The sequence below is a fragment of the Bacillus massiliglaciei genome, from assembly GCF_900098925.1.
GTDB classification, from domain to species: Bacteria; Bacillota; Bacilli; order Bacillales; family DSM-1321; genus Peribacillus; species Peribacillus massiliglaciei.
This window is the reverse complement of the sequence record NZ_LT622358.1, coordinates 511,782-534,835: the sequence shown is the minus strand read 5'-3', so window position 1 is coordinate 534,835 and position 23,054 is coordinate 511,782. Positions and strand designations below refer to the sequence as shown.

Annotated in this window: 22 protein-coding genes, 1 pseudogene and 2 riboswitches; of the genes and pseudogenes, 4 read left to right on the top strand and 19 right to left on the bottom strand. The window is 41.6% G+C overall.

All coding sequences use genetic code 11. The features are described from left to right. Nucleotides 1–18: 18 nt before the first annotated feature. On the bottom strand, nt 19–297 hold the full coding sequence (locus BQ4305_RS11020) for a hypothetical protein (RefSeq protein WP_110927826.1): 279 nt from the start codon (nt 295–297) through the stop codon (nt 19–21). A 71-nt stretch (nt 298–368) separates the two neighbouring features. On the opposite strand from BQ4305_RS11020, the gene BQ4305_RS11015 reads away from it, so the two are divergent. Beyond that, nucleotides 369–611 carry a DNA alkylation repair protein gene (locus tag BQ4305_RS11015; RefSeq protein ID WP_110927825.1) on the top strand — a complete coding sequence of 81 codons (243 nt, stop codon included), beginning with the start codon at nt 369–371 and terminating at the stop codon, nt 609–611. Between the two features lie 239 nt (nt 612–850). Here the strand turns inward: BQ4305_RS11015 and BQ4305_RS21460 are convergent. The 7 genes and pseudogenes from BQ4305_RS21460 to BQ4305_RS10985 form a co-directional block, all read right to left on the bottom strand. Further along, nucleotides 851–997: pseudogene (locus tag BQ4305_RS21460) on the bottom strand (DUF2188 domain-containing protein); the annotation flags it as partial. A 96-nt stretch (nt 998–1,093) separates the two neighbouring features. Next, nucleotides 1,094–2,008 carry a CobW family GTP-binding protein gene (locus BQ4305_RS11010; protein ID WP_110927824.1) on the bottom strand — a complete coding sequence of 305 codons (915 nt, stop codon included), beginning with the start codon at nt 2,006–2,008 and terminating at the stop codon, nt 1,094–1,096. 196 nt (nt 2,009–2,204) lie between these two features. Beyond that, nucleotides 2,205–2,741, bottom strand: coding sequence for a cupin domain-containing protein (locus BQ4305_RS11005; RefSeq protein WP_110927823.1), 537 nt, complete (start codon nt 2,739–2,741; stop codon nt 2,205–2,207). Nucleotides 2,742–2,771: 30 nt separating this feature from the next. Beyond that, nucleotides 2,772–3,404 (bottom strand): methylthioribulose 1-phosphate dehydratase, encoded by a 633-nt coding sequence (locus tag BQ4305_RS11000; protein ID WP_407640151.1) that lies wholly within the window; start codon nt 3,402–3,404, stop codon nt 2,772–2,774. Next, nucleotides 3,404–4,063 carry a 2-hydroxy-3-keto-5-methylthiopentenyl-1-phosphate phosphatase gene (locus BQ4305_RS10995; protein WP_110927822.1) on the bottom strand — a complete coding sequence of 220 codons (660 nt, stop codon included), beginning with the start codon at nt 4,061–4,063 and terminating at the stop codon, nt 3,404–3,406. Before BQ4305_RS10995 ends, BQ4305_RS11000 begins: the two co-directional genes overlap by 1 nt. Continuing rightward, nucleotides 4,060–5,307, bottom strand: a complete 1,248-nt coding sequence (gene mtnW / locus BQ4305_RS10990) for a 2,3-diketo-5-methylthiopentyl-1-phosphate enolase (protein WP_110927821.1) — start codon at nt 5,305–5,307, stop codon at nt 4,060–4,062. The genes BQ4305_RS10995 and mtnW overlap by 4 nt, the downstream gene beginning before the upstream one ends. Before the next feature lie 81 nt (nt 5,308–5,388). Further along, nucleotides 5,389–5,534, bottom strand: a riboswitch (SAM riboswitch). Between the two features lie 161 nt (nt 5,535–5,695). After that, nucleotides 5,696–6,889 carry a pyridoxal phosphate-dependent aminotransferase gene (locus tag BQ4305_RS10985; protein WP_110927820.1) on the bottom strand — a complete coding sequence of 398 codons (1,194 nt, stop codon included), beginning with the start codon at nt 6,887–6,889 and terminating at the stop codon, nt 5,696–5,698. A 99-nt stretch (nt 6,890–6,988) separates the two neighbouring features. Between BQ4305_RS10985 and BQ4305_RS10980 the strand changes: the two genes are divergently transcribed. The 3 genes from BQ4305_RS10980 (at nt 6,989) to mtnA (ending at nt 10,393) form a co-directional block, all read left to right on the top strand. Continuing rightward, nucleotides 6,989–7,771 carry a carbon-nitrogen family hydrolase gene (locus BQ4305_RS10980; protein WP_110927819.1) on the top strand — a complete coding sequence of 261 codons (783 nt, stop codon included), beginning with the start codon at nt 6,989–6,991 and terminating at the stop codon, nt 7,769–7,771. Between the two features lie 116 nt (nt 7,772–7,887). After that, nucleotides 7,888–8,038, top strand: a riboswitch (SAM riboswitch). A gap of 86 nt (nt 8,039–8,124) precedes the next feature. Next, nucleotides 8,125–9,324: an S-methyl-5-thioribose kinase gene (mtnK, locus tag BQ4305_RS10975; protein ID WP_110927818.1), complete on the top strand. Its 1,200-nt coding sequence runs from the start codon at nt 8,125–8,127 to the stop codon at nt 9,322–9,324. A 16-nt stretch (nt 9,325–9,340) separates the two neighbouring features. After that, the gene (gene mtnA / locus BQ4305_RS10970; protein WP_110927817.1) at nt 9,341–10,393 is read left to right on the top strand and encodes an S-methyl-5-thioribose-1-phosphate isomerase; all 1,053 of its coding nucleotides are present in this window, start codon (nt 9,341–9,343) and stop codon (nt 10,391–10,393) included. 36 nt (nt 10,394–10,429) lie between these two features. Here the strand turns inward: mtnA and BQ4305_RS10965 are convergent. From BQ4305_RS10965 to BQ4305_RS10915, 11 genes are all read right to left on the bottom strand, one after another. After that, a protein-coding gene (locus BQ4305_RS10965; RefSeq protein WP_110927237.1) for an IS3 family transposase occupies nt 10,430–11,622 on the bottom strand; the annotation gives its coding sequence in 2 pieces (ribosomal slippage) (nt 10,430–11,316 and nt 11,316–11,622; 1,194 coding nt in all). Nucleotides 11,623–11,718: 96 nt separating this feature from the next. Further along, entirely contained in the window at nt 11,719–12,603 is an 885-nt protein-coding gene (locus tag BQ4305_RS10960; protein WP_110927816.1) for an LCP family protein, read from the bottom strand. 113 nt (nt 12,604–12,716) lie between these two features. Beyond that, on the bottom strand, nt 12,717–14,183 hold the full coding sequence (locus BQ4305_RS10955) for a lmo1851 family serine protease (protein WP_110927815.1): 1,467 nt from the start codon (nt 14,181–14,183) through the stop codon (nt 12,717–12,719). Between the two features lie 193 nt (nt 14,184–14,376). Next, nucleotides 14,377–15,081 carry a purine-nucleoside phosphorylase gene (gene deoD, locus BQ4305_RS10950; protein ID WP_110927814.1) on the bottom strand — a complete coding sequence of 235 codons (705 nt, stop codon included), beginning with the start codon at nt 15,079–15,081 and terminating at the stop codon, nt 14,377–14,379. Between the two features lie 205 nt (nt 15,082–15,286). Further along, complete coding sequence (locus BQ4305_RS10945) at nt 15,287–15,457, bottom strand: YozD family protein (protein ID WP_110927813.1); 171 nt, start codon at nt 15,455–15,457, stop codon at nt 15,287–15,289. A gap of 136 nt (nt 15,458–15,593) precedes the next feature. Beyond that, nucleotides 15,594–16,307: a hypothetical protein gene (locus BQ4305_RS10940; protein WP_110927812.1), complete on the bottom strand. Its 714-nt coding sequence runs from the start codon at nt 16,305–16,307 to the stop codon at nt 15,594–15,596. A gap of 393 nt (nt 16,308–16,700) precedes the next feature. Further along, complete coding sequence (locus BQ4305_RS10935) at nt 16,701–16,922, bottom strand: YozE family protein (RefSeq protein ID WP_110927811.1); 222 nt, start codon at nt 16,920–16,922, stop codon at nt 16,701–16,703. A gap of 373 nt (nt 16,923–17,295) precedes the next feature. Continuing rightward, complete coding sequence (locus BQ4305_RS10930) at nt 17,296–18,690, bottom strand: sugar porter family MFS transporter (RefSeq protein WP_110927810.1); 1,395 nt, start codon at nt 18,688–18,690, stop codon at nt 17,296–17,298. 292 nt (nt 18,691–18,982) lie between these two features. Then, nucleotides 18,983–20,407 (bottom strand): L-arabinose isomerase, encoded by a 1,425-nt coding sequence (gene araA, locus BQ4305_RS10925; protein WP_110927809.1) that lies wholly within the window; start codon nt 20,405–20,407, stop codon nt 18,983–18,985. Nucleotides 20,408–20,458: 51 nt separating this feature from the next. Next, nucleotides 20,459–21,154 (bottom strand): L-ribulose-5-phosphate 4-epimerase, encoded by a 696-nt coding sequence (locus BQ4305_RS10920; RefSeq protein ID WP_110927808.1) that lies wholly within the window; start codon nt 21,152–21,154, stop codon nt 20,459–20,461. A gap of 22 nt (nt 21,155–21,176) precedes the next feature. Continuing rightward, on the bottom strand, nt 21,177–22,787 hold the full coding sequence (locus BQ4305_RS10915; RefSeq protein ID WP_110927807.1) for a xylulokinase: 1,611 nt from the start codon (nt 22,785–22,787) through the stop codon (nt 21,177–21,179). Between the last annotated feature and the right edge of the window lie 267 nt (nt 22,788–23,054).

The following is a 23,054-nucleotide window of genomic DNA, read 5'->3' as shown; positions in this document are numbered from 1 at the left end:
CTCTTCCTTATGATAATCTCACCTTCCTTGACGTGCTGCTTCCATCTGTCCGATATAGAACTCTGTCAGGGCGTTCTTTTCCTGTTCACCCAAGTTGGAGGCCATAATTTTCTGGATGCTTACAAAGAACTTTTCATATATGGTCCTTCTTGCTCTCGGATGTGTATTCTCATCTAAAAGCTCTCTCAAAATCAACTCTTTAAGAACAGCCTCAGGCTCTGCCGTTTCTATCTGAGTCCGATTATTCCAGATTTCTACATAAGCCTTCAATAATATTGCATAATCGTTTGTGTTCATATGTATCCTTTCTATGCACTGCATATTTTTTTATGAATTAGCCATCCTAATCATAAAAAGGAGTGACCGTATTGACTCAAGTATACCGCTGTCCAAACTGCCGAACAAATAAAACACGATTTAATTTGATCGAACAAGTTTCGACGCCAGTAAAAAAAGACCCGCAGTCCGGGGAAATCATGGAGCGTTATTCTAATGAAGACACACAGCCTTTCCATTTGGCTTATAATGGACCGCAAATGAAGGTACAGTGTGCCGCATGCGGATTAATCGAAGACGAGAAAACGTTTGTCGCGTTTGGTGAGATGAATTAAGCATTAAAAAGAAATAGAAACAAATAAAAATATCCAGTTTCCTCAATGGGAAATTGGATATTTTTATTGCTTATGAAGCATGGATTTCTGGTCCAAAGATTTTGCAGGGGGAACAGCTCTGGCCTTCAGTCGTTCCCTCGTTCTGTTCCTCCACCCAGTTTATTACCTGTAATTCAAAAATTTTCCGTTTCTGTCACACCTAGAAATAAATAGTGGAACAGATATCAACCTTCCGCCATCTTTGCACGATCAATTGCGATCGGAATAGCCCGTCCGTCCTCATAGCCTTCTTCCAGCAGAGCGTTCGCAATCTCGATTGCTTTTTCCCTTACATCCTTATCAAGGTTTTTCATTGCAGCCGGATAATCATTCTTATCCCATGGCATATCACAATACCCCCCTTTTTGATTTTAACTCGTAATCAGCTAAAAGAACTGATGACAGTCTTTTCCCTCTGCTATCCCTCTTCAAACCACCGCTTCTTATTGCTCTTCTAGCTTCTCCAACTGGGATTTCATTTCCCCTATATTCATTTGTTCACCAATGATGACCAAATTCAAAGGCATACGAATCATTTCTTCCATATATATTGGCATCCCGTAAGAGTATTGAAATAAAGAAGGGTATTGTGAATTAGTGAAAGCGATATACCCTTTCATGCGATAAATCGTTTCAGGTAGGCTTCTCAGCCACTTTTCAAAAGCTGCTTTTGAAACCGAATTGGAAAATGTATAGGTAAGTGCTTCAAGGTGCAGATGCGGAATGGTTAATCTCTCCCCTTCTTTCTTGTCCCCGATATTTTTTTGTCTGAAGGAAGACAGAGAAATGCGGGCCTGCTCTGTCAGAAGGCATAAAGCATTAGGATTAATAGACTGTATGGAATAGACCATTTGTGCCGCTTCCATCTCCGTAACAAGGTCTTTTTTATTCATGACTATAAAGTCCGCATGCCGAACTTGTTCCAGCAAGAGCTGACGCAGCTGCGGCGAAAGTAATTCCCGATCCTTCCATCTGTTCAAATCGACAACTGTAATAATTCCTCTGTATTCCAGCCTGTCGGCAATAACTGGTGACAAGATAGCGTCCAGTACTTCGACAGGATGAGCCGCTCCAGTCGTTTCAATATATATAACATCAAGGTCATTATTCATCAGTAAGTCGTGAAGCTGGACTTCCAGCTTATCTTGGATCGTACAGCAAATACAGCCGTCAAATAATTCTTTAAGCGGTACATTTTCATCAAGGATTGCCGTATCAATTGAAATACTTCCCAGTTCATTCAGCAGAACAGCAGCCTTCCTTCCGGCTTCACTTTCTTCTTTTAAAATATTCCTCAGCAGGGTCGTTTTGCCGCTGCCAAGAAATCCGCCCAGGATAAATATTTCTGTTCTTTTCATCTACATTCTTCTCCCTGTCTTACAATTTAGATTCCCTACAGAGTGTATCATTTCTGAAGAATCTTTTCATTGCTGTATATACGTTATATGGAAGGTTTTTTCTAGACTTATCCTTCCTGTCATTGCAGGCTGCATTGACGCCAATAAAAAAACTGCCGGCTTGGCAGTTTTTTTAGACAGGTACATCGTTCTTTCCTTAGATAGTTTCTGTCGTTTCTTTTTCATAGATTGGAACCCATCCGGCAGGTGTCACGAAAATGCGCACCGCGACAACTCTGCGATCTTCCATCAGCGTGAAATAATGACGGGTTGATTCAGGAACGCTGATTAAATCACCCGGATCAAGACGGACGTCAAACCATCCGTCTTCTTCCCCCTGAATGGCGAAGATTCCGTGTCCTCCAGCGATGAATCTCACTTCATCGTCTTCATGGTGATGCTCCTGTTTAAAGTTAGTCAACAGTTCATCCAAGTTTGGCGCTGCATCTGAAAGAGTGATAACATCATGTGCTTTATACCCTCTTCTCTCTGAAATTTCAGCAATTTCAGTCTGATAAGCTGCAAGGATTTCCTCTTTTTCTTCATCTGTTAAAACAAATTTACCTTCAAGGTGGGCAGGGAGCTTTGAAATATCCCATTTCTCATAAATAACTTCCTGCTTTTCTAAAAACTCGCGTACTTCCTTTTCCTTTTCAATTACTGTATTTGTTTCGTGAAATCTGATTGTTGCCATAAAAAACTCCTCCTCTAATAATTAACTTTTTTATAATGTCAGCTCTGCCATTGCCAATGATTTTTGCTGATTGAGCATCAGCTGATATTGAAATAAAAACTCACAGGCTTCCAGATAACGCTTAGCTTCAAGACCGCTTCGTCCCCAAACGGTTATTCCGTGATTGCGAATCAGGACGGCCCCTGAATGATCTTGGATATGTTTCGTAAATTCTTCAGCCAGCACCGGAATATGCCCATGATTCTGAATAATCGGTATACTAAGGCGGTCATTCTCGCCCCAGCGTCCAGTAGCTTTTATGATTTCATGGTTCTTAAACGTAACCTCGCCTCTTTCCGCAAAAAGCTCTGAAATGACATTATTTTCTATCGTATGGATGTGAAGAACGCAATTAGCTTCTGTTTTACGATATACTTCGGTATGCAGAAGAGTTTCCGCAGAAGGTTTCAAATCAGTCGCTGCCGCCGGCCTTCCATCTAAGCCTACGAGAATAAAGTCCTCCGACGTTTGCTTCCTTTTATCCTTTCCGCTTGCCGTTATCAGAAATTGCTCTGCTCCCGGCTTTCGGATTGACAGGTTCCCGCTTGTTCCCATAAACCAGTCACGTACGGCAAACTCTTCTTTAATTTCAGCAAGCTCACGCCATTCAACTGTATTGATCATCAGGCTTTTACCTCCAAATTTTGTTTCACTATTTCAATAACATCAAAGAAGTCAGTAAATTCACAATGCGTAATTCCCTGTTTTATACATTCTTCTAATAAGCGGTCTCTAGCAATAACCAAGTCAGCCTTTTTAGCGGCCTCAAAATCGGTAACCGAATCGCCAATCACAATCTTAAAATGATCTTTTTCTGAAAGGCTCCTCATAATCGATGGTTTACAGCATCCGCAATGATTCGTGCATAAGTCATCGCATGTATAAGGCCATTCAATTCTTATATCGTTCTGATCAAAATGAGCTTTGTTGCAATAGACGAACTTTGGTGAAATGATCTCTTGAAGAAGCGGCTCGATAAAGAAATCCATCCCCCCGCTCACAATAAAAAATGGGATTGTTTCCGCCTTGGCATATTGAACCATTTCCGTAAAACCAGGACGAATTTTCGCTGTTTCTTTTACATAGCGGATAATCTCTTCTTTTTTTTCACTTTCAAGCAGGGCAAACATATTGCCGACCCCTTCGGAAATGCTGATTTCCTGGTTAAGAACCTGGTCCTTCCACTTTTCCCAGCCTTTCGGGCCGAAATGTTTCATAATGGAAATGATATTATCTGAATCTGTTACGGTTCCGTCAAAATCACAAAAGATGATTGGTTTCATACTTTCCCCGCAGGAGCACCTCCCCATATTTGAAGCGCACGCTCCAAGTCTTGATTATTTCTTGCGGCCTCTTCAAGTGGCTGCTGCTGAACAGCTGCCTGAAGCGCCGCCCGGAATGCTCTTCCGCCTCCCTGAGCTCCGTTTGGATGCCCGTGGATACCTCCGCCGGCGTTAATGATACTGTCCAATCCGAAATCTCTGTACAGCTGCGGAACCATCCCAGGATGAATTCCCGCAGAAGGGACAGGAAAAGCCGGTTTCCAATCTGGATCTTCTTCTGTCAGGTTTCTTGCAATTCCCAGAGCCGCTTCCCTCTTCAAGGCTACATTTCCATAAGGAGAAGGGAATAAAGAGAAATCTGCTCCGGTCATTCTTACAAGTTTGCCGAGAAGAAGGGAATGGCTCAGCCCATAGAACTCCGACTGTGTAAATGCTCCGCTGTAGGCAGGATGCGCCATGATTGGCAGTTGAACCCGGTCATTTTCCCTTAACGCCTGAAGCACATCCAGCCCGTAAGAAAAAACATTGAACAGCAAAGCGTCCGCTCCGGCTTCTGCCGCCTGTTCTGCCTTATCCATTAAATCATAGGTCTTACCCGTTAAATTAACAGCATATAGTGTGCGATGGCCTGTTTGCCCATACACATCGTCCAAAATCTTTCTTCCGGTCCGGACCCTTTCCATAAACGGCGTCAAGTCTTGATCAAAAAGAATTTCATCATCTTTAACTAAATCGACTCCGCCAAGAGCCTGTTCCCTCAGCTGCTCATTATGGAAACGCAGGTCTTTGCCGAGCACTCCTTTAAAAATGCTCATTAAAAGCGGTCTGTCGTAAGTCCCGAGCTTCTCCCTGATTCCCCCAATACCGAACCGCGGACCAGGAAAAGACTTTTTTACCTCGCCTAAAAAATCCAAATCCACTAATTTGATCTCACCATCCAGTGAAAGTTTTCCGAACACGGTGGTAAGAATGGCCGGCAGATCGAATGAGAAGTTTTCAGCAGGATAAGCAATTTTAATCAAAGAACGGCAGGTACGTTTCTTGAAGAATCTGCTTGTTTCTCCTTTCTCCGGAAGAGACTCGACAGATACCACTCTCCCTTTATGCTTTTTAAGCTGCTCCTTCTCAAGCTGCGGCAGGTCTGTCCATGTTCCGACTGTCAGTCCAAGGGCAATGCCCTCCGCCTTCTTGTGATGATCCCCTTTTGAATCATGTATTAAATAAGTTGCAATGACTTCGCTCACTATCGTTCACTCCCCTTGAATGTCTTTCCTGGAAGAAAATAAAAGCCTCTTCAACAAGAAGAGGCATCGTTAAACGCCATCTTCTTATCTTTCAGCCTTAGGCTGCTAGAATTAGCACCGTGCCTTACGGATTTACATCCGGCGGAATTCCGCCCCATTTCACAATGGTATTACGGTCGGTTGCTGGGCTTCATCGGGCTAGTCCCTCCACCTGCTCTTTATAAGAAAATGCTGTTATATGTAATTTTTGAAAATAGCAAACCTTTAAATTATTTACCATTCTGACAGAATACTTTTTCCCCGTCAATCTTTTTTTGATTTTCTTTTTCAGTCCGGCAGATTTTTCTTCTCTGAGAGCCTCTGCATTTCTCATAACCTTTCATTTCTCTTATAGGGATTTTTGCGGTTTCTTGAACAGTCCCAGTCTGCTGATGCGGTCCACGGCTTCCTTCAGCCTTTCTTCCGAAGTCAGAAGTCCGACCCTGACATATCCTTCTCCATGCTTTCCAAAACCATTTCCAGCCGCAACGGCGACATGGGCGTTTTGCAATAAGTAATCAGAAAATGCAGCAGATGTAAATCCTTCAGGCACTTTAAGCCACGCAAAGAACGAAGCAGCCGGTGCAGTTACTTCCCAGCCAATTTTTCTGAGCCCGCCGATTAAGGCATTTCTCCTTGATTCATATGTTTTATTCAGCTGTTCTACAGACTCCTGGGAGCCCGTTAATGCAGCTGTTGCTGCTTCCTGTACAGCCGGAAACAAACTGACGTACATATGGTCCTGATACAGCTCGATTGCTTCAATTACACTTTTATTTCCTACAGCGAAACCTACTCGCCAGCCTGCCATATTATATGTTTTTGATAAAGTATACACTTCTACGCCTACATCCTTTGCCCCTTCGGCTTCCAAAAAACTAGTAGGCTTCATTCCGTCAAAGCCAATCGCGCCATAAGCAAAATCATGCACAACACAGATAGAATGCTCCTTGGCAAAAGATACTGTCTCCTGAAAAAATTCTTTCGTTGCACTGGCTCCTGTTGGATTATTTGGATAGTTTAAGAACATCATCTTTGCCCGTTTTGCGGTTTCTTTCGGAATAAGACTGTAGCGCGGTAAAAACTGATTTTCTTCCAAAAGAGGCATCAGTTCCATCTCAGCTTCGGCTATCGCAACACCTGACAGATAATCCGGGTAACCCGGATCCGGCACCAGAACAGTATCTCCAGAATTCAGAAGGCACTGCGGAAGTTCAACAAGTCCTGCTTTCCCCCCAAAAAGAATGGCCACTTCGGTTGCGGGATCGATGTCCACTCCATATTCCCGCTTGTAGTATTGGGCCGCAGCTTCCTTAAAATATTTATGGCCGCGAAATGGAGAATATCTGTGATTCAATGGATTTTCCGCTGCTTCCTGAAGGCCCCTGACAATATGCTCTGGAGTAGGCTGATCCGGATTTCCCTGCCCCAAATTGATGATATCGTGGCCGGTTGCCTCCATGGCGCTTACCTTACCGACTAGACTGGCGAAGAATTGTTCTGGCAGTTTTTTTAATAGATTTGATTTTTCAAATTTGAACATTTGTGCACCTTCTCTGAAATTTCTTGAAATAATTATCCAAAATAATATATGTTTAACTTATTCCTGTAAAGGATTATTTCAGTCACTGGAGGTTTTATAATGAATTGGAAAATTTCCTGCCTGCAAATGGATATTGCATACGGATCACCCATGAACAATTTCGCAGAGGCCGAAAAAATGATTGAACAAGCGGCCGAATTAGACCCTGATATTATCATGCTTCCCGAATTGTGGACGACCGGCTATGATTTGACAAGACTTGAGGAAATCGCGGATGAACAGGCTTCAGCCTCCATTCATTTTTTAACGGAAATGGCCAAAAAACACAGAATCCATTTTATCGGCGGTTCAGTTGCCAAAAAGACAGGAAGCGGCATCTTTAATACTCTTTTGATTATTAATCGGGACGGTAAAGTCCTAAAAGAATACGATAAACTGCATCTATTCCGCTTAATGGATGAGCATCATTATCTTACCCCAGGTGAAAGTGACGGTTTATTCACACTTGATGACAAGTCTTGTGCTGGATTCATTTGTTATGATATCCGCTTTCCCGAATGGATCAGAGCCCACACATCCAAAGGAGCGGAAGTCCTATTCGTTACTGCTGAATGGCCGGAACCGCGGCTTGCTCACTGGAGAGCCCTTTTGATCAGCAGAGCCATAGAAAATCAGGCATACGTCATTGCCTGCAACCGAGCAGGGGCTGATCCGGCAAATGTTTTTGCCGGCCATTCCATCATCATTGATCCATGGGGAGAAATTATTGCAGAAGCCGGAAATGACACGGAAATTCTTACTGGCTCGATTGATCTGGATAAAGTTTCTGAAGCTAGAAACAGAATCCCTGTATTCACCGACCGCCGCCCTGAATTTTATTAAAGTTTAGAATTATCTTTCAAAAAAAGTGTTGACAATCTATTTAAAAGATTGCTATTATTCAATTCGAGACACAGGCCGCAAGTAAAACGGTCTTCATCAGAACTTAATATTGCACACTCTTATCAAGAGCAGGCTGAGGGTATGGCCCTATGAAGCCCAGCAACCGACCGTAATACCATTGTGAAATGGGGCGGAATTCCGCCGGATGTAAATCCGCAAGGCACGGTGCTAATTCCAGCAGAAAGATTCCTTTCTGAAAGATAAGAGGCCCGGAGCCTCCACTTCAGCCTCTTTCCTTTTGGAAAGAGGCTTTTTATGCTTCATTTCAACAGGAAATAAGGGGGAAAACACAAATGAGCATTGAGACCAGTTATGAATTACTTACAAACGAAACAGCGATCGCCTTAGTAAAAAAATTCAAGTTTTTAGATAAGAACGCACAACTGCACTGTACCGAAATTGGGGACGGAAATTTGAATTATGTATTTCATATAACTGATCCTGACTCTGGAAAAGGAATCATTATCAAGCAGGCTGTGCCCTATGCAAAAGTCGTTGGAGAAAGCTGGCCGCTTACGCTAAAACGAGCGTCCATGGAAGCACAGGCATTGATTAACTTTGGCAGCTATTGCCCGGAATATGTTCCGAAAGTATATTATTCGGATGAACGGCTGGCGATTACGGTCATGGAGGACCTTTCTCATTTAACCATTGCCCGGGCAGGATTCATCGAAGGACAGGATTATCCTCTGATCTCCCGTCATGTCGGCGAATATGCAGCAAGAACCAGCTTCTATACGTCAGACTTTTACCTGGATCCTTCTGTAAAAAAAGAAGTATCCCGCACTTTCACAAACCCAGAGCTTTGTAAAATCACAGAAAGCTATGTATTTACGGATCCATTCTTCTCGCATACACCAACTGACGTCGAGAACGGATTGGAAGAAGCCGCACAGGCAATCTGGAATGATGAAAATCTGAAACTAGAAGTCGCAATATTAAAAAAACAGTTCAGCAGCGAGCAGGAGGCCCTGCTTCACGGTGATTTGCATACAGGCAGTGTTTTTGCCAGTGAAACAGAATCTAAAGTCATTGATCCGGAATTTGTCTGTTATGGCCCTGTTGGCTTCGATCTTGGTCTCTTCATCGGAAACCTCACTTTCCAAGCCATAAGCCGAAAAAACGGAAAAGAAAAAATCTATAAGCATATTCAAACATTTTGGTCAGCTTTTGAGAAGACATACAGCGACCTTTGGCAAACTGAGAACAATGAGGAATTCAGGACGGCTGCCGGCTATCTTGACTATATCTTAAAGAAGTTCAAGGAAGATGCCTTCGGCTATGCAGGCTGCGAATTAATCCGAAGAACCATCGGCCTTTCTCACGTAGCTGACTTGGAGGAAATTGAAGATCAGAAGGAAAGAATTGCCGCTAAAGAAAACGCCTTGACTATCGGCAGCCTGCTAATCAAAAAAAGGAAACAATTAGATTTTAAGACATTCATTACTGAATTGCAGGATTTAGCAGAAGAAAAAAACAGCGTCCGCGTTTAATAAGGAGACCAAATAGATGACCATCCAAACGGCTTTACCGTATTCAATCCAATGGAAGGGCGATCATATCAGTATATTGAATCAGCAGGCCCTTCCGCATATAACTGAATTTATTAAACTCCAATCTGTAGAAGATGTTTTTGACAGCATTGTTACCCTCAAAGTCAGAGGGGCCCCTGCTATCGGCATTACAGCTGCATATGGAGCCGCTCTCGGAGCGATACAAGAAGAAACTGAGGATTTCTCCCTTTTTAAAGAAAAAATACTAGGCTATATTCAAAGGCTGGCATCTTCCAGACCGACTGCAGTCAATCTCTTTTGGGCATTAAATCGGATTGAACGCGTGCTCCAGGCTGCCTGCACAGTGACTGAAGCACAAAAAAACATAGTTTCTGAAGCACAGGATATTTTCCGGGAAGATGAAGAGATCTGCCGCAAAATCGGCGAATATGGGTTATCCTTATTCAATGAAGGAGACCGAGTATTGACTCACTGCAATGCAGGCGGTATTGCGACAGCCCGTTATGGAACTGCCCTTGCAGCCTTTCATTTAGCAAAAGAGCGTAATTTCCCTATCAAAGTATTTGCTTCAGAAACGAGACCAGTTTTCCAAGGTGCCCGCTTGACAGCCTGGGAACTGCAGCAGTCCGGAGTGGATGTTACTTTGATTGCCGACAGCATGGCCGCCCATACAATAAAAGAAAAAAAGATAAACGCCATTATTGTCGGTGCGGACCGCATAGCCGCTAACGGAGATACCGCTAATAAAATCGGTACGCTCAGTCTGGCTATTCTTGCCAGCCACTTCGGGATCCCCTTTTATGTTGCTGCTCCTTCCAGCACTTTCGATCTCAGCCTTTCTTCGGGTGAACAGATTCCAATCGAAGAAAGGAATGGGGACGAAATCACCACGATACAGGGAAAAAGGATAGCCCCTGAAGGCATTCAGACATTTAATCCTGCTTTCGATGTCACTCCGGCCAAATTAATCACCGGTATTATTACCGAAAACGGTATGATCCGTCCGGATTATACAAGTAATATTCCAAGCAAAATAAAAACCCGCTGATGGACTTACCCCTGTCAAGTAGACAGCTATAAAAGACTATGCAGCCATCTGGCATCGGAATTCAATCGGTGCTAGGTGGCTGAGTCGTTTTTGAAAGCGTTGATAGTTATAAAAATAAATATAGTTTTCAACAGCGAGGGTTAATTCTTCATCCGTTTCAAAATGTGAGAGATAAATGCATTCACTTTTTAAGTGGGAAAAAAATGATTCGATACAGGCATTATCATGGCAGTTCCCCTTACGGGAATGGCTACCAATAATCCCTAAATGACTCAGCTGTTTATGATACGCATGAGATGTATACTGAAATCCTTGGTCAGAGTGAAGGATACTTCTGTACACATTTCTTTTTTTCGTTAATGATTCAACTGTCTCTAAAACGAGTTTTAGATCATTACATTTACTGATTTTCCAAGCAACGATTTCATTATTATATAAATCTTGTACGGCCGATAGATATAAGAATCCTTCTTTTGCCGGTAGATATGTAATATCTGTAACCAGCACTTCATTCCATTGTCGATCTTTAAACTGACGATCTACAATATTCTCAAAAATTCGTGACTCTTTCCCTTTGAAAAAACGCCGTTTCTTACGAATGATGGATTGTACACCGAGCTCATGCATTAATCGATACACTTTTTTATGATTCACCAAGAAGCCTCGTTCTTGTAAAGCAATTTTCATGCGAGGATAGCCATATTCCTTATGTTCTTGGTGGATTGTTAAAATCTGTTGTTTTAATGATAGGTCTTTTTTCGCACGACTTGATTGACGACCATTCTTGATCCATTTGTAGTAACCAGAACGCTGTATTCCCGCCATTTCAGCTAACCAAGTGATGGGATAACGATCCTTCATGGAATCGATGATTTGATATCGATCGGAATAACTCGGTGCACCTCCTCTTACAGATTTGGATACTGCTTTTTTAAGTATTCGACCTGTGCTTTGTAATAGTCTCTTTCTTCTTCAATCGATGTAAAGTGAATGCGTTTCCCCTTTAATGGGTTCGCTACTCCCTTAGCTCCAGATCCAATGGATGGTAATCGTTTAAAGGCCTCCGTACTTTCGGCTTCCTTGAATTTTTTGACCCAGGCTTTTACTTGTGACGAATTTCTAATATTGTAAGTATCGGCAATGACTTGATAACTGCCTTCCCCACGGAGATAGGCATGAACAACCTCTAATTTTAATTCGTTTGTATAGACTTGGTTTTTTCTTGTCATAGAAAAATCCCCTCCAAGTATAGTGTATCACCATTCAATGGAAATGGTTTTTTACACTGTCTACTTAAAGGGGATAATATCATGATGCGCGGGTTTCTATTTTGCCAGAAATTGACGCAATGCCTGATTGTTTTTCTGAAAATCCAACTCCAATACCTCTCCCGCATGAGGATGGGAGGTATCTTGGAAGCTGCCTTCCATTGGTATTCTCATCGTCTCTATCTCCTGGATGGGAGTGAAAGCAGATGAGGCAGACAATTCAATGATCGTTCTAGAATCCATATCTGTATCGATATAACGCAGTCCTTCTTTGATGGCATGCGGCAGGCCCAGCAGTCCTTCAAAACCGGAGAACTGTTTTACAGCCGCTTCCTTCAAAAGACCGATTACTTCCTGCTGCCGTTTCACTCTTCCAAAATCACTTTCATCATCATGACGGAAACGAACATATTTCAAGATTTCTTCACCATGAAGCACGTTCATGCCGCTTGAGACAGGCAGGCTCATGTCCTCAATCATTTCCTGCTTTACATGTACATAGATTCCTTCCGGAGCCACCACATCCACTAAATGGGCGAATCCTTTAAAGTCAATGACCGCCGTATAATCAATTTCCACTTTGAAGTTTTTTTTAATGGTTTCCTTCAGCAGACTGACCCCTCCATAACGGTAGGCAGCGTTAATTTTATTATGACGATGACCTGGAATGTCCACATAACTGTCACGCATGATGGAGGCCAATTTCAGTTTCCCTACTTTTGGATTAAGACGGGCCAAAATAATCGTATCTGCCCTTGAGTCGGCTTCCCCCCTCGAATCAGTTCCTATAAGCAGGAATGTTTTTACAGAGTCCGAAGCCTGATTCTCTGCACCCTGATTAGCTGATTTATGCTCCGAAGGAATTTCCGGTACGGCAGTGCCTTTACAGCCGGTCAAAAACAATAGGAAAAAGAAGGAAAAAAGGAACATTTTACGCTTCATCGTGTCACCTCATTGGGAAATATGCCCTTATTTTCCCACCGAGGCTGAAAGATATACCAACAACCATGTGAAAGAAAAAAAGATGCCCGTTAAATAAACAGGCACCTTTGTCTTTATTTTATTTGTTTTTTCACTTCTTCTACTGCACGCTTCATTTGTGTGTCATTTTTTGAAATTTTGTCACGAAGTTCTTGCATCAGGCTTACGGTTGTCTCATCTTTCAGCACACCTGTTTCTTTTAAATCATGGTCTGCCTGGAATTTCTTCACGGCTTCTGCCGTTGCTGCATCATAAAAGCCGTCTGCTTTGCCAGGATTATATCCTGTTTCTTTCAGCATGGTTTCTGCAGCTTTAATTTCATTTGATGAATCCTCGATTTTCCATTCCTTATCAGGAGAAATATAAGGAAGGCTCGCATAGTCAGGAAGTTTCACTTCAATATCCGGCTTGATTCCCTTGTCATGAATCCAGTTGCCATTCGGTGTCAGCCACTTAGCTGCTGTATATTTGAAATTGGAACCATCTTTGAAATCAGTAGCCGTCTGCATCGTTCCTTTTCCGAATGTCTTGACACCGACAAGCGGAATATGGGCAGACTCACTTACAGCAGCAGCTACAATTTCAGAGGCGCTTGCACTTCCATCATCTACAAGAACGACCACAGGCTTCTTGAATTCACCGTTATTTTCAGATTTATAAACTTCTTTTTCTCCATTTCTGTACTCGATTTGAAGAAGCTTTTCCCCATTCGGAACAAAAATGCTTGCCATCTTCCAGGCCTGGTCCAGCAGGCCGCCGGGATTTCCTCTTAAATCAAGGACCATTCCCTTCATGCCTTCCTTATCCATTTTGTCCATTGCATCTTCCAGCTCTTCAACCGTATGCTCAGAGAAGCTTGTTACCTGAATCTTGGCAATTCCGTCATCCATCATTTCTGCATAAACAGTTTCAAGCGGAATCGTATCTCTTGTAAGCTTGACCTTAATTGGATCTGAAACGCCGGCCCGCTGAATAGCCAAATCAACCTTTGTCCCCTTTTTACCCCGGATTTTAAGGACAGCCTCATTTGCACTCAGACCTTCCAGACTCTTCCCATTTACCGACAATATAATATCATTCGGTTTTATACCGGCCTTTTCAGCAGGTGAATTCTTAATCGGGGAAACCACCATGATCTGACCGTCTTGTTCTTGAATTTCAGCCCCAATTCCTTCAAATGAAGAGGAAATGCTTTCATGGAAACTGCTTGCCTCTTCTTCATTCATATAATCAGAATACGGGTCTCCCAGTGCATCGATCATTCCGTTGATAGCGCCATTCACCAATTTGTCCTCATCAACATCTTCGTAGAATTTATCTTTTATGGTATCGTACGTTGAGTACAATTTATCAAATTCCGAATATGGATTGGGTGCAATCGAGCTCACCTTTTCATCTCCAAAGGTTAACGCAATCGTCGTGATGCCCGCCGTTAGGAATATCAGTAAGAAAATCCCCATAATAAAAGGGAACTTCTTCATCCTAATGTATTTACCCTCTTCCTCTTTAGGAGGATGCTTTTCGCTCTTTTCTTCATCCATTCAATCTCACCGCTTTCATATTCACTACCATGTGTTCATTAAACCTATTTTAGCAGTTTTCCCCCAAAACGGAAAATATTATTAACATAATTGTGAAGCTGTCTTAGAAATAAATAGAAAAAACGGGCAGCAGGGACACCGAACCTCTCAGCATTTCTGAAAAGCTCATCCCTTTTGCCCGCAAAGCGCTCAATCAGCCTTTGACAGCTGCCTCCAGCGCAACTTCTATCATTTCATTAAAAGTAGTCTGGCGTTCTTCCGCCGTCGTTTCCTCTCCTGTAAGAACATGATCGGAAATCGTTAGGACAGACAGCGCATTTCTGCCATATTTAGCTGCTAACGTATAAAGTGCGGTCGTTTCCATTTCAATGGCCAAAATTTGATATCTCGCAAGTTTTTCAAGATCGCTGTTATCGTTATAGAAATGATCAGCTGTAAAGACATTCCCGACTCTCAAGGAGAGTCCTTTCTCTGTTCCTGCCTCATACGCCCTTCTCAATAAACCGAAGTCTGCAGTCGGTGCATAGTCAATTCCACCGAATGTCAGCCGGTTGATCTGTGAATCGGTAGAAGAACTCATAGCCAGGATCACATCCCTTACCTTTACATCCTTTTGAATAGCCCCGGCTGTACCGACACGGATTAGATTTTTAACATTGTAGCTATTGATCAGTTCATTTACATAAATAGAAATGGAAGGAACACCCATACCTGTCCCCTGAACGGATATCCGCTTTCCTTTATATGTACCGGTATATCCAAACATATTTCTTACTTCATTATAAAGTTTGGCATCCTGCAAAAACGTCTCAGCAATATATTTTGCACGCAGTGGGTCCCCGGGCAGCAGAACCGTTTCAGCGATTTCATTTTCTTTTGCACCAATATGTACGCTCATCCATCTATTCCTCCTCTATTTCTGTTTCAATATGTATTCATTATTCACTATACCATAGCATTCCTCTTATAGTAAAAAATGAACCATATTCAACAAAAAACAGCGGATTCACTTTCTTCCTCTCACAAAAAAAATTCCAAGTAAATAACGGCGGAATATTCCGCCGTTTAATCGTCCGGTTTTCAGGGCCGAAAGCCTGCGTTCTTTATTCATCGACATCTTCATCAATGATGCACTTCTCCAACAAATAATCGAAGGTTATATCTGCCAGGTCTTCCACTTCTGTTTCATCAGGCAGATATCCCCGCCTTACTAGCTCCCGAAAAAAGAATTCAGCAATTTCTTCCGTATCGATGAACACTTCGATTTCCCGCATTCCAACGCCCCCTTCATAAAAGGTGTATGTTGTTTCAGGGACAAAAAGAACTGAAAGATTCGGATATCATTTGCCATCGTGCCCCAACCGCTGAGCCGATTCCAAGTTTGTACTTAGACTTGCCCAATGTTGGAATTTATTTTGCCTGCTGCTTTTTGGTCACAGGATATAATTCTGCTGCAGCCTTTTTGATTTTTGCTAACGCAATATTCATAATATGCCTGTATTCTTCATCCCCAAAATGCTTATATAGCCTGCAGTAATCATTATATAAATCTAACAGTCCATCAATGATTTGTTTCTGTTCATTTTTTGTCATAGTTGTTTCCCGCTCACCTTCACGAGGGTCATTTTTTTGAGGGATAATGGCCAGCTCCGTGCTCTTTTCTTGCGGAGGATGAAACAGACCCAATTTTTTGATGAGGGCCTCCGCTCTCTTCGCATCCGCAACAAGGGTCATTTCTTCTTCATGCGCTTCCAGCCATTCCCCATCAGACAGCCTGGAAAGCTCATAGATAACATCTTCCCACGCATTTTCCTTATAACGCCAAATTTCAGTGCGGTATCCGATAATGATAAAGTAATCTCCTTCGTAGCCCTCAACTTTGACTAAGTCGCCCAAGATATATTTGTATTCTATATTGATTTGTTCATTGTCATATAATAGCTCGCCTTTATATTCGTAAATGTGCTGCAGTGTATTTTCCAAATAGAGCCCTTCACTGTAATTCACTTCGTACACATAAGAACCGTCGAGAAATTTCATGTCGGTTATATTCCCGACTGTCCCATACATCGTGATGACGACTGTATCGCCAATATGAAATTTAGGCTGTTTTTTCTTCCCCATCAGAGACATCTCCTCAACTTTAGGTCCTTTGTTAGTTTTGATTAGTAAATTATATGCAGGGCAGACCTGAGGGGTTAATCAAAAAAGCAGGACTAATCTTGAACTCTGCGAAAAACTTTTTAGAAAACAGATACCTATGTAAAAAAAGAGCCGCTCTTAATGCCCTATTTACCATCCGCCGTTCGTTTCAGCCCCTTTTATTAGGAAAAGGAGACTAAACAAAATAAAACATATCAAACCCTCTATGTAGGAATGTTGATATGTTTTATTTGCGCTTTATAAATTTTTATTGAGACACATGCCGATTCTGCAGGCTCTCCCACGTACTGTCCGGACTCCTATTAAGAAAAAACGGACAACTTCTTTGCTGGCGGTTCTCTGAACATGCTTTCATCATGAACCTTCAGTCTGCAAATAGAGATCCCACGCTTCATCGAATACAGACATTGACTTAAGATAATGTCCGTTCAGTTCCAAATACTCGCTGATTTCGTCATAATGCACAGAATGCTTTGGGAAACTATGATCCAAATAGGCAGCATTTGCAAAGGCTGTTATTTCATCCACTTCCTTTGGCTGCCTGTATTTCATTAAAAACATATAGAAGGACTTCATTTTAATTCTGCTCCTATCATCAAATTCCTCTGACGGTCCAGAGTGCTCTATTTAAAAAGGCCAGATTTTCATTTTGTCACACCTACTATAACGAATGTAATAAGACCCTGTCTATCTAAAAGACGTGACAGATGTTAATAAAAGGCTATAAGAATCCATTTCCATGAATAAAAAAAGCCCCTTCACTGTAAGAAGGGACTTTCCCGCTGGAACTGTCGTTTGTTTTTTTAAAACTTATAAGGAAGGAACATGTTCAAGATGTATCCAGCTCTATAATTATAGAAAGATTTCTGACACTTTGATTTCATTGGCGTGTTTTACTTTCCTATTTGCTTATGATTTCTTTCAATTCTCTTCAAATCCAGGAGAGAAATTAAGCACTTTTTCCTTTAGCCTGTTTTTTCTCTCTGAATTTTTCAATTTCTTCCAAAGTGTGGCCTCGTGTTTCAGGAACACAGGTACGGATAAATAAAACACCAAGTAAACAAACAGCTCCAAAGATTGCAAAAACAGCTTCTTGAGTCATTGTTGCAGTCATAATTGGGAATAGTAACCCAACCATGAAAGAACCGATCCAGTTAAATGAGGAAGCTAATCCTGACGCACGTCCGCGAATTATCAGAGGGAATATTTCACCAACTATTACCCACGTTAAAGGAGCCCACGTAAAAGAATAAAGGGCTACATAGATACTTAAAAAGACAACAATCATCATCGGATTTGCGTTAGGAATTACTAGATTCAAGATTGCCGGCAAAATAAAGGACAGCCCCATAATCGTCCCGCCGACTGTCAGTAATGTACGGCGATTAAATTTATCAGCAATCATTAGGAATATTAATGAACCTAGTACAAGAATAGCCCCTTGAATAATGGGCCACATCAATACTGAACTGGCTTCATTTCCTGTCGCCTTTTCCACAATCATAGGAATATAATAAAAGATTGCGTTTGCCCCCTGGAATTGCTGAAATGCAGCAACACCCACACCAGCCATTACTAAATACCGGTATTTGCCGCTTAAGAGTGTACCCCATGATGTTTTTTGATTTACCTTCGTTTCCTCATTAACTGTTTTATAAATTTGGTTTATTTCAGAATCAATTTGTTCTTTGGTAGAGCGAATGAAACCCAACACCTTACGAGCTTCATCCGTTTTATTGTTCTTAATTAAAAAACGGGGAGATTCGGGTAATCTTAATACTCCAAAAAATAAAACCAAAGCTGGGACGGCAGCCAAACTAAGCATCAACCGCCAGGCCATCGTTCCTGGTAAGTCTTTTAATAAATATGCGACAATGTACGAAAGCAACATTCCAGAGACAATCATTGTTTGATTAATTCCTGACAGACGTCCGCGTAAACGCGCAGGCGCCATTTCCGACATATAAGCTGGGACCAGCGCAGAAGCTGCACCAACAGCCAATCCTAATAAAATCCGGGCAACAATCATAAAAAGGATTCCTTCATGAGGAGATATTCCTGCCAAAATGGATCCAACAGCAAATATAATAGAAGATATTAAAATCATTTTGCGCCGTCCTAAACGATCAGAAAGCTGACCGGCCAGTGCGCCTCCAAAAATAGCTCCAAACATCAGTGAAGAGGTAATCCAGCCAACAGCACTAGGGTTGTTTTGAAGGTTCCAATCATGTTGCAGAAAAGGCAAGGCACCTGTCATAACGCCAATATCATAACCGAAAAGAATGCCCCCAAAAGCTCCAAAAAAATAAATGAAGCCGCTTGAGATTTTTTTTTCACTCACCATTAAAAATTCCCTCCTCGATGTTTTAAAGCTATATTTTTAAAACCACTGCTATTTTTTTAAAAATCGTTTTCAAAGTTACACTATTTCCCCAGAGATTCACCCTAAGTTTTATTTAAAAAGGATTTTTCCATTTCCACCTTTATTAAAACGCTTTCATATTTTCTAAAATACAAAGAATGCGCTTACACATGGAAGAATCAGATAAATCGGTATTGTATCTATTCTTCAGCTTTCGGCGTCCAATTTCTTCCCTCCAGAAAGCAAAGCCTCCCAGAGGAAAGAGAAACATCCATTACTTAATAACTACGTATTCCAAGTCAACAAGCTTTGCATAGGTGATGATTTGGTCTGTTGTTAAGTTCAATGAAACAACTGTATGATGACCGCCGCCATTCTCTATCCAAGCTCTTACTCCATCTTGAAAGTTTGGCTTCACTTCCCAAAGTACACGGGCCACTGGCAGGTTTGGAGCTGGAACAGTCGGCTCAAATGCAGATACTTCATTAATCAAAAGTTTATAGTTTGTACCAAAGTCAGCCATAGAAACAACAACACCGTCTCCTGCTTTGCCATCGAATACTAACCGTGCCGGATCTTCACGATTACCTATACCTAATGGAGATACAACAATTTTTGGCTTGTTACTGGCTAAAGATGGGTCGACTTCAAGCATATGTGATTGAAGGATTGATTCTTGTCCGGCAGCCAGTTCATATGTGTAATCTTCCATAAAGCCGGTTGATTGGTTATGGCTCATCACCTTCAGCAAGCGATCAAGTGCGGCTGTCTTCCAATCCCCTTCACCTGCAAAGCCATACCCTTCTGCCATCAAACGCTGTACGGCAAGTCCGGGAAGCTGCCGCATCCCATATAAATCTTCGAAATTAGATGTGAAGGCTGTGTAACCACCCTTATCAAGGAAACGTTTAATCGCTATTTCATAGCTTGCTTGTACCTTTACGCTTTTCTCCCAATCTTCCCTGCTGTATGTACCATAATCAAATTCATATAGCCCTTCATATTCCGCAAATAAAGCTTCCATTTCTTCATTAGTAACCGCATTGATATATTGAACAAGGTCTCCGATTCCAAAATAGTCGACTGTCCATCCAAATTGGATTTGCGCTTCAATCTTATCCCCTTCGGTTACTCCAACATTACGCATGTTGTCTCCAAAACGGGCGACCTTAATATTAAAGCTTTCGTTATAAGCAGCCGCAACGTCCATCCATTGTGCAATTTGCTGTTGAACTTCAGGGCGTTCCCAATACCCTGTAACCACTTTATTTTGTTTTTTTAAACGGGCATTGATAAAACCATATTCACGATCTCCATGAGCAGATTGGTTTAGGTTCATAAAGTCCATATCGATTGTTGCCCAAGGAATACTTTCATTGAATTGGGTAGCTAAATGAAGCAATGGTTTTTGTAATAATTTTGTTCCGCGTATCCACATTTTTGCAGGTGAGAAAGTATGCATCCAAGTAATAACGCCTGCAACTTCGTTTCGATAGTTAACTTCTTTCATAATGCTTGTGATTTTATCTGCACTGACTGCTAAATCTTGCAAAACTAGCGGATAAGGTAAAACACTGCTTTTATTTAATGCATCGGTTATTGTTTGTGCATTTGCCTTGACCTTTGCTAACGCTTCTTCCCCGTATAGATGCTGTGAACCTACTACAAACCAAAACTCCTTTTTTTCTGTTTTTAACATAATACTCCTCTTTTCTTAATCTAATGGTTTGGCAATTTAATAGTATTTTTCTTACTTTTGACCGTAATAAGCATGTTTCCCATGTTTTCGTAAATAGTGTTTATCCAAAATATTTTGCGGCAATTCTGTTGCAAAATGATTTAATTCCCGTGTAAACAAATTCATCTTCGAAACTTCATCCAATACCACACTATTCATTACAGCGGCTTTTACGTCTTTGCCCCAAGTAAACGGACCATGACCGTGAAGTAATACACCAGGGACAGCTAAAATGTCCAGCCCTCGCTCTTCAAATGTTTCAATGATTACCTTTCCAGTCTCCGCTTCATACCCTCGATCAATTTCTTCTTGTGTTAAGTGGCGAGCACATGGAACGGGTCCGTAAAATGTGTCTGCGTGTGTGGTCCCCATCGCCGGAACATCCAGGCCTGCTTGAGCCCAGATTGTCGCCCAAGTTGAATGTGTATGCACAATACCGCCAATTTCTCGGTAATATTTATAAAGAACAGCATGGGTAGCTGTATCTGATGAAGGCCTCAGCTCACCTTCCACCACATTGCCGTCCAAATCAACAACGACCATATCACTGGCTTTTATCGTTTCGTAAACAACACCGCTAGGTTTGATAACAAATAAACCGCTTTCTCGATCAATCGCACTGGCATTTCCCCATGTATATTTCACGAGTCCATATTTCGGCAAGTCCAAATTCGCTTGAAATACCTCTTCTTTCAGTCGTTCCAGCACTTTAACCCCTCCTGTTTTCTACTCATGCCATCAAATGATCTACAGCCGCCTGCTCAATCACTAAGCCCTTCCGGTATCTTTTAATAAAGGCTTCAAATCCCTTCACGTCTTCTTGATCAGGATATATTTCTTGTCCATCAACCTCTTTAAATACTTTTTTGTCGAGAAAGTCTTCTAAACTTTCTTTTTTGTCTTTATTTATCAAGTAAGCTGCAAGAATTGCCATTCCCCACGCGCCGCCTTCTCCAGCCGTTGACATAACGGATACTGGAGTATTCATCGCCGCAGCAACTATTTTTTGTCCAACAAGCGGTGTTTTAAATAAACCGCCGTGAGCCAAAATACGGTCAATTGCAACTTTTTCATCCTTGGTCAAAATGCCCATTCCAATTTTCAAAGCACCAAATGCAGTAAATAGGTGAGTCCGCATGAAGTTTGCTAAATTGAAATGACTTTCGGGCGAGCGAACAAATAACGGTCTCCCTTTTTTTAGTCCTGTAATATTTTCCCCCGAGAAATACCCATAGCTCAGTAATCCGCCGCCATCTGGATCCGCTTCCAAAACTTTATTCAGCATTACTTCAAATAATTGATCGGTATCAACCTGCTGTCCCATTGCCTCAGAAAACTCACGGAACAATCCAAGCCAAGCATTGAGATCACTTGAACAGTTATTTGCGTGTACCATTCCAACTGGACTTCCATCTGGTGTCGTTACCAAGTCAATTTCTGGATATACTTTCGAAAGCCCTTTCTCCAGAACAATCATGGCAAAAACGGAAGTTCCTACTGAAATGTTCCCCGTCCGTTTCTTCACACTATTCGTAGCAACCATTCCAGTTCCAGCATCGCCTTCTGGCGGGCAAATTGGTATGCCTGGCTGTAAATTTCTTGATCTATCCAGGATTTTTGCTCCAATTTCGGTTAATTCACCCGCTTGCTCTCCTGCTACGAAGACTTTTGGAAGAATCTCTTTTAGCCTCCAAGGATAACCCTTCATCGCAATTAAATTGTCGAACTGCCTGACCATGGATTCATTGTAATCTTTCGTTGATTCATCAATTGGAAACATACCTGAAGCATCACCAAGGCCAATTGCTTGATTACCAGTCAATAACCAGTGAATGTATCCAGCCAAAGTCGTAATACAATCAATGCGAGGCAAATGTTTCTCTTCATTTAATATTGCTTGATAAAGGTGAGCAATACTCCATCGTTCAGGTATATTAAATTGAAATAGATTGGTTAATTCTTTTGCAGCGGTATCAGTTGTGGAGTTACGCCACGTTCGAAACGGAACAAGTAACTCCCCTGTATTGTCAAAAGCCATATAGCCATGCATCATGGCAGAAAAACCCATCGAACCTATTTTTCGAATCGTAATTCCGTACTTTCGCTCAACTTCTTGCTTCATTTTGCTATAAGCTGTTTGCAAACCCGTAATGATATCCACTAAGTTGTACGTCCAAATTCCATCTTCCAAAAAGTTTTCCCACTCATAACTGCCAGATGCGATGGTTTCGTATTGGTTATCAATCAACACCGCTTTAATCCGTGTGGATCCAAATTCAATACCAAGTGATGTCTGACCCTCTGTAATTGCTTGTTGAGTTTCCAATCGATTTCGATGCACATGTATCCCCCTTCCGACAGCGCTTTCAATAAAAAGGAGGCGCTTCAATAATTAACACTTTCATTGTAATTTTTTGTACGTACATTTGTCAACAATAAATATTATTTATACTTACAAATTTTATAGATAATTTTCTGTCTCACTTTACACTGTTAGGAAACTACTAATAAAAATTTTACTGACCAAGACAAAGAACAAATAGGAAGAATTAATCACTTTTGTATCCTTTATTTAACTAGCTGTGGAGTTGGTTTTAAATCATTCAAA

Coding starts and splice junctions, on each gene's coding strand:
- BQ4305_RS11020 (WP_110927826.1), bottom strand. CDS start 297: ATGAACACAAACGATTATGCAATATTATTGAAGGCTTATGTAGAAATC.
- BQ4305_RS11010 (WP_110927824.1), bottom strand. CDS start 2,008: ATGAAAAGAACAGAAATATTTATCCTGGGCGGATTTCTTGGCAGCGGC.
- BQ4305_RS11005 (WP_110927823.1), bottom strand. CDS start 2,741: ATGGCAACAATCAGATTTCACGAAACAAATACAGTAATTGAAAAGGAA.
- BQ4305_RS11000 (WP_407640151.1), bottom strand. CDS start 3,404: ATGATCAATACAGTTGAATGGCGTGAGCTTGCTGAAATTAAAGAAGAG.
- BQ4305_RS10995 (WP_110927822.1), bottom strand. CDS start 4,063: ATGAAACCAATCATCTTTTGTGATTTTGACGGAACCGTAACAGATTCA.
- BQ4305_RS10985 (WP_110927820.1), bottom strand. CDS start 6,889: ATGTTCAAATTTGAAAAATCAAATCTATTAAAAAAACTGCCAGAACAA.
- BQ4305_RS10980 (WP_110927819.1), top strand. CDS start 6,989: ATGAATTGGAAAATTTCCTGCCTGCAAATGGATATTGCATACGGATCA.
- mtnK (WP_110927818.1), top strand. CDS start 8,125: ATGAGCATTGAGACCAGTTATGAATTACTTACAAACGAAACAGCGATC.
- mtnA (WP_110927817.1), top strand. CDS start 9,341: ATGACCATCCAAACGGCTTTACCGTATTCAATCCAATGGAAGGGCGAT.
- BQ4305_RS10960 (WP_110927816.1), bottom strand. CDS start 12,603: ATGAAGCGTAAAATGTTCCTTTTTTCCTTCTTTTTCCTATTGTTTTTG.
- BQ4305_RS10955 (WP_110927815.1), bottom strand. CDS start 14,183: ATGGATGAAGAAAAGAGCGAAAAGCATCCTCCTAAAGAGGAAGAGGGT.
- deoD (WP_110927814.1), bottom strand. CDS start 15,081: ATGAGCGTACATATTGGTGCAAAAGAAAATGAAATCGCTGAAACGGTT.
- BQ4305_RS10945 (WP_110927813.1), bottom strand. CDS start 15,457: ATGCGGGAAATCGAAGTGTTCATCGATACGGAAGAAATTGCTGAATTC.
- BQ4305_RS10940 (WP_110927812.1), bottom strand. CDS start 16,307: ATGGGGAAGAAAAAACAGCCTAAATTTCATATTGGCGATACAGTCGTC.
- BQ4305_RS10935 (WP_110927811.1), bottom strand. CDS start 16,922: ATGAAGTCCTTCTATATGTTTTTAATGAAATACAGGCAGCCAAAGGAA.
- BQ4305_RS10930 (WP_110927810.1), bottom strand. CDS start 18,690: ATGGTGAGTGAAAAAAAAATCTCAAGCGGCTTCATTTATTTTTTTGGA.
- araA (WP_110927809.1), bottom strand. CDS start 20,407: ATGTTAAAAACAGAAAAAAAGGAGTTTTGGTTTGTAGTAGGTTCACAG.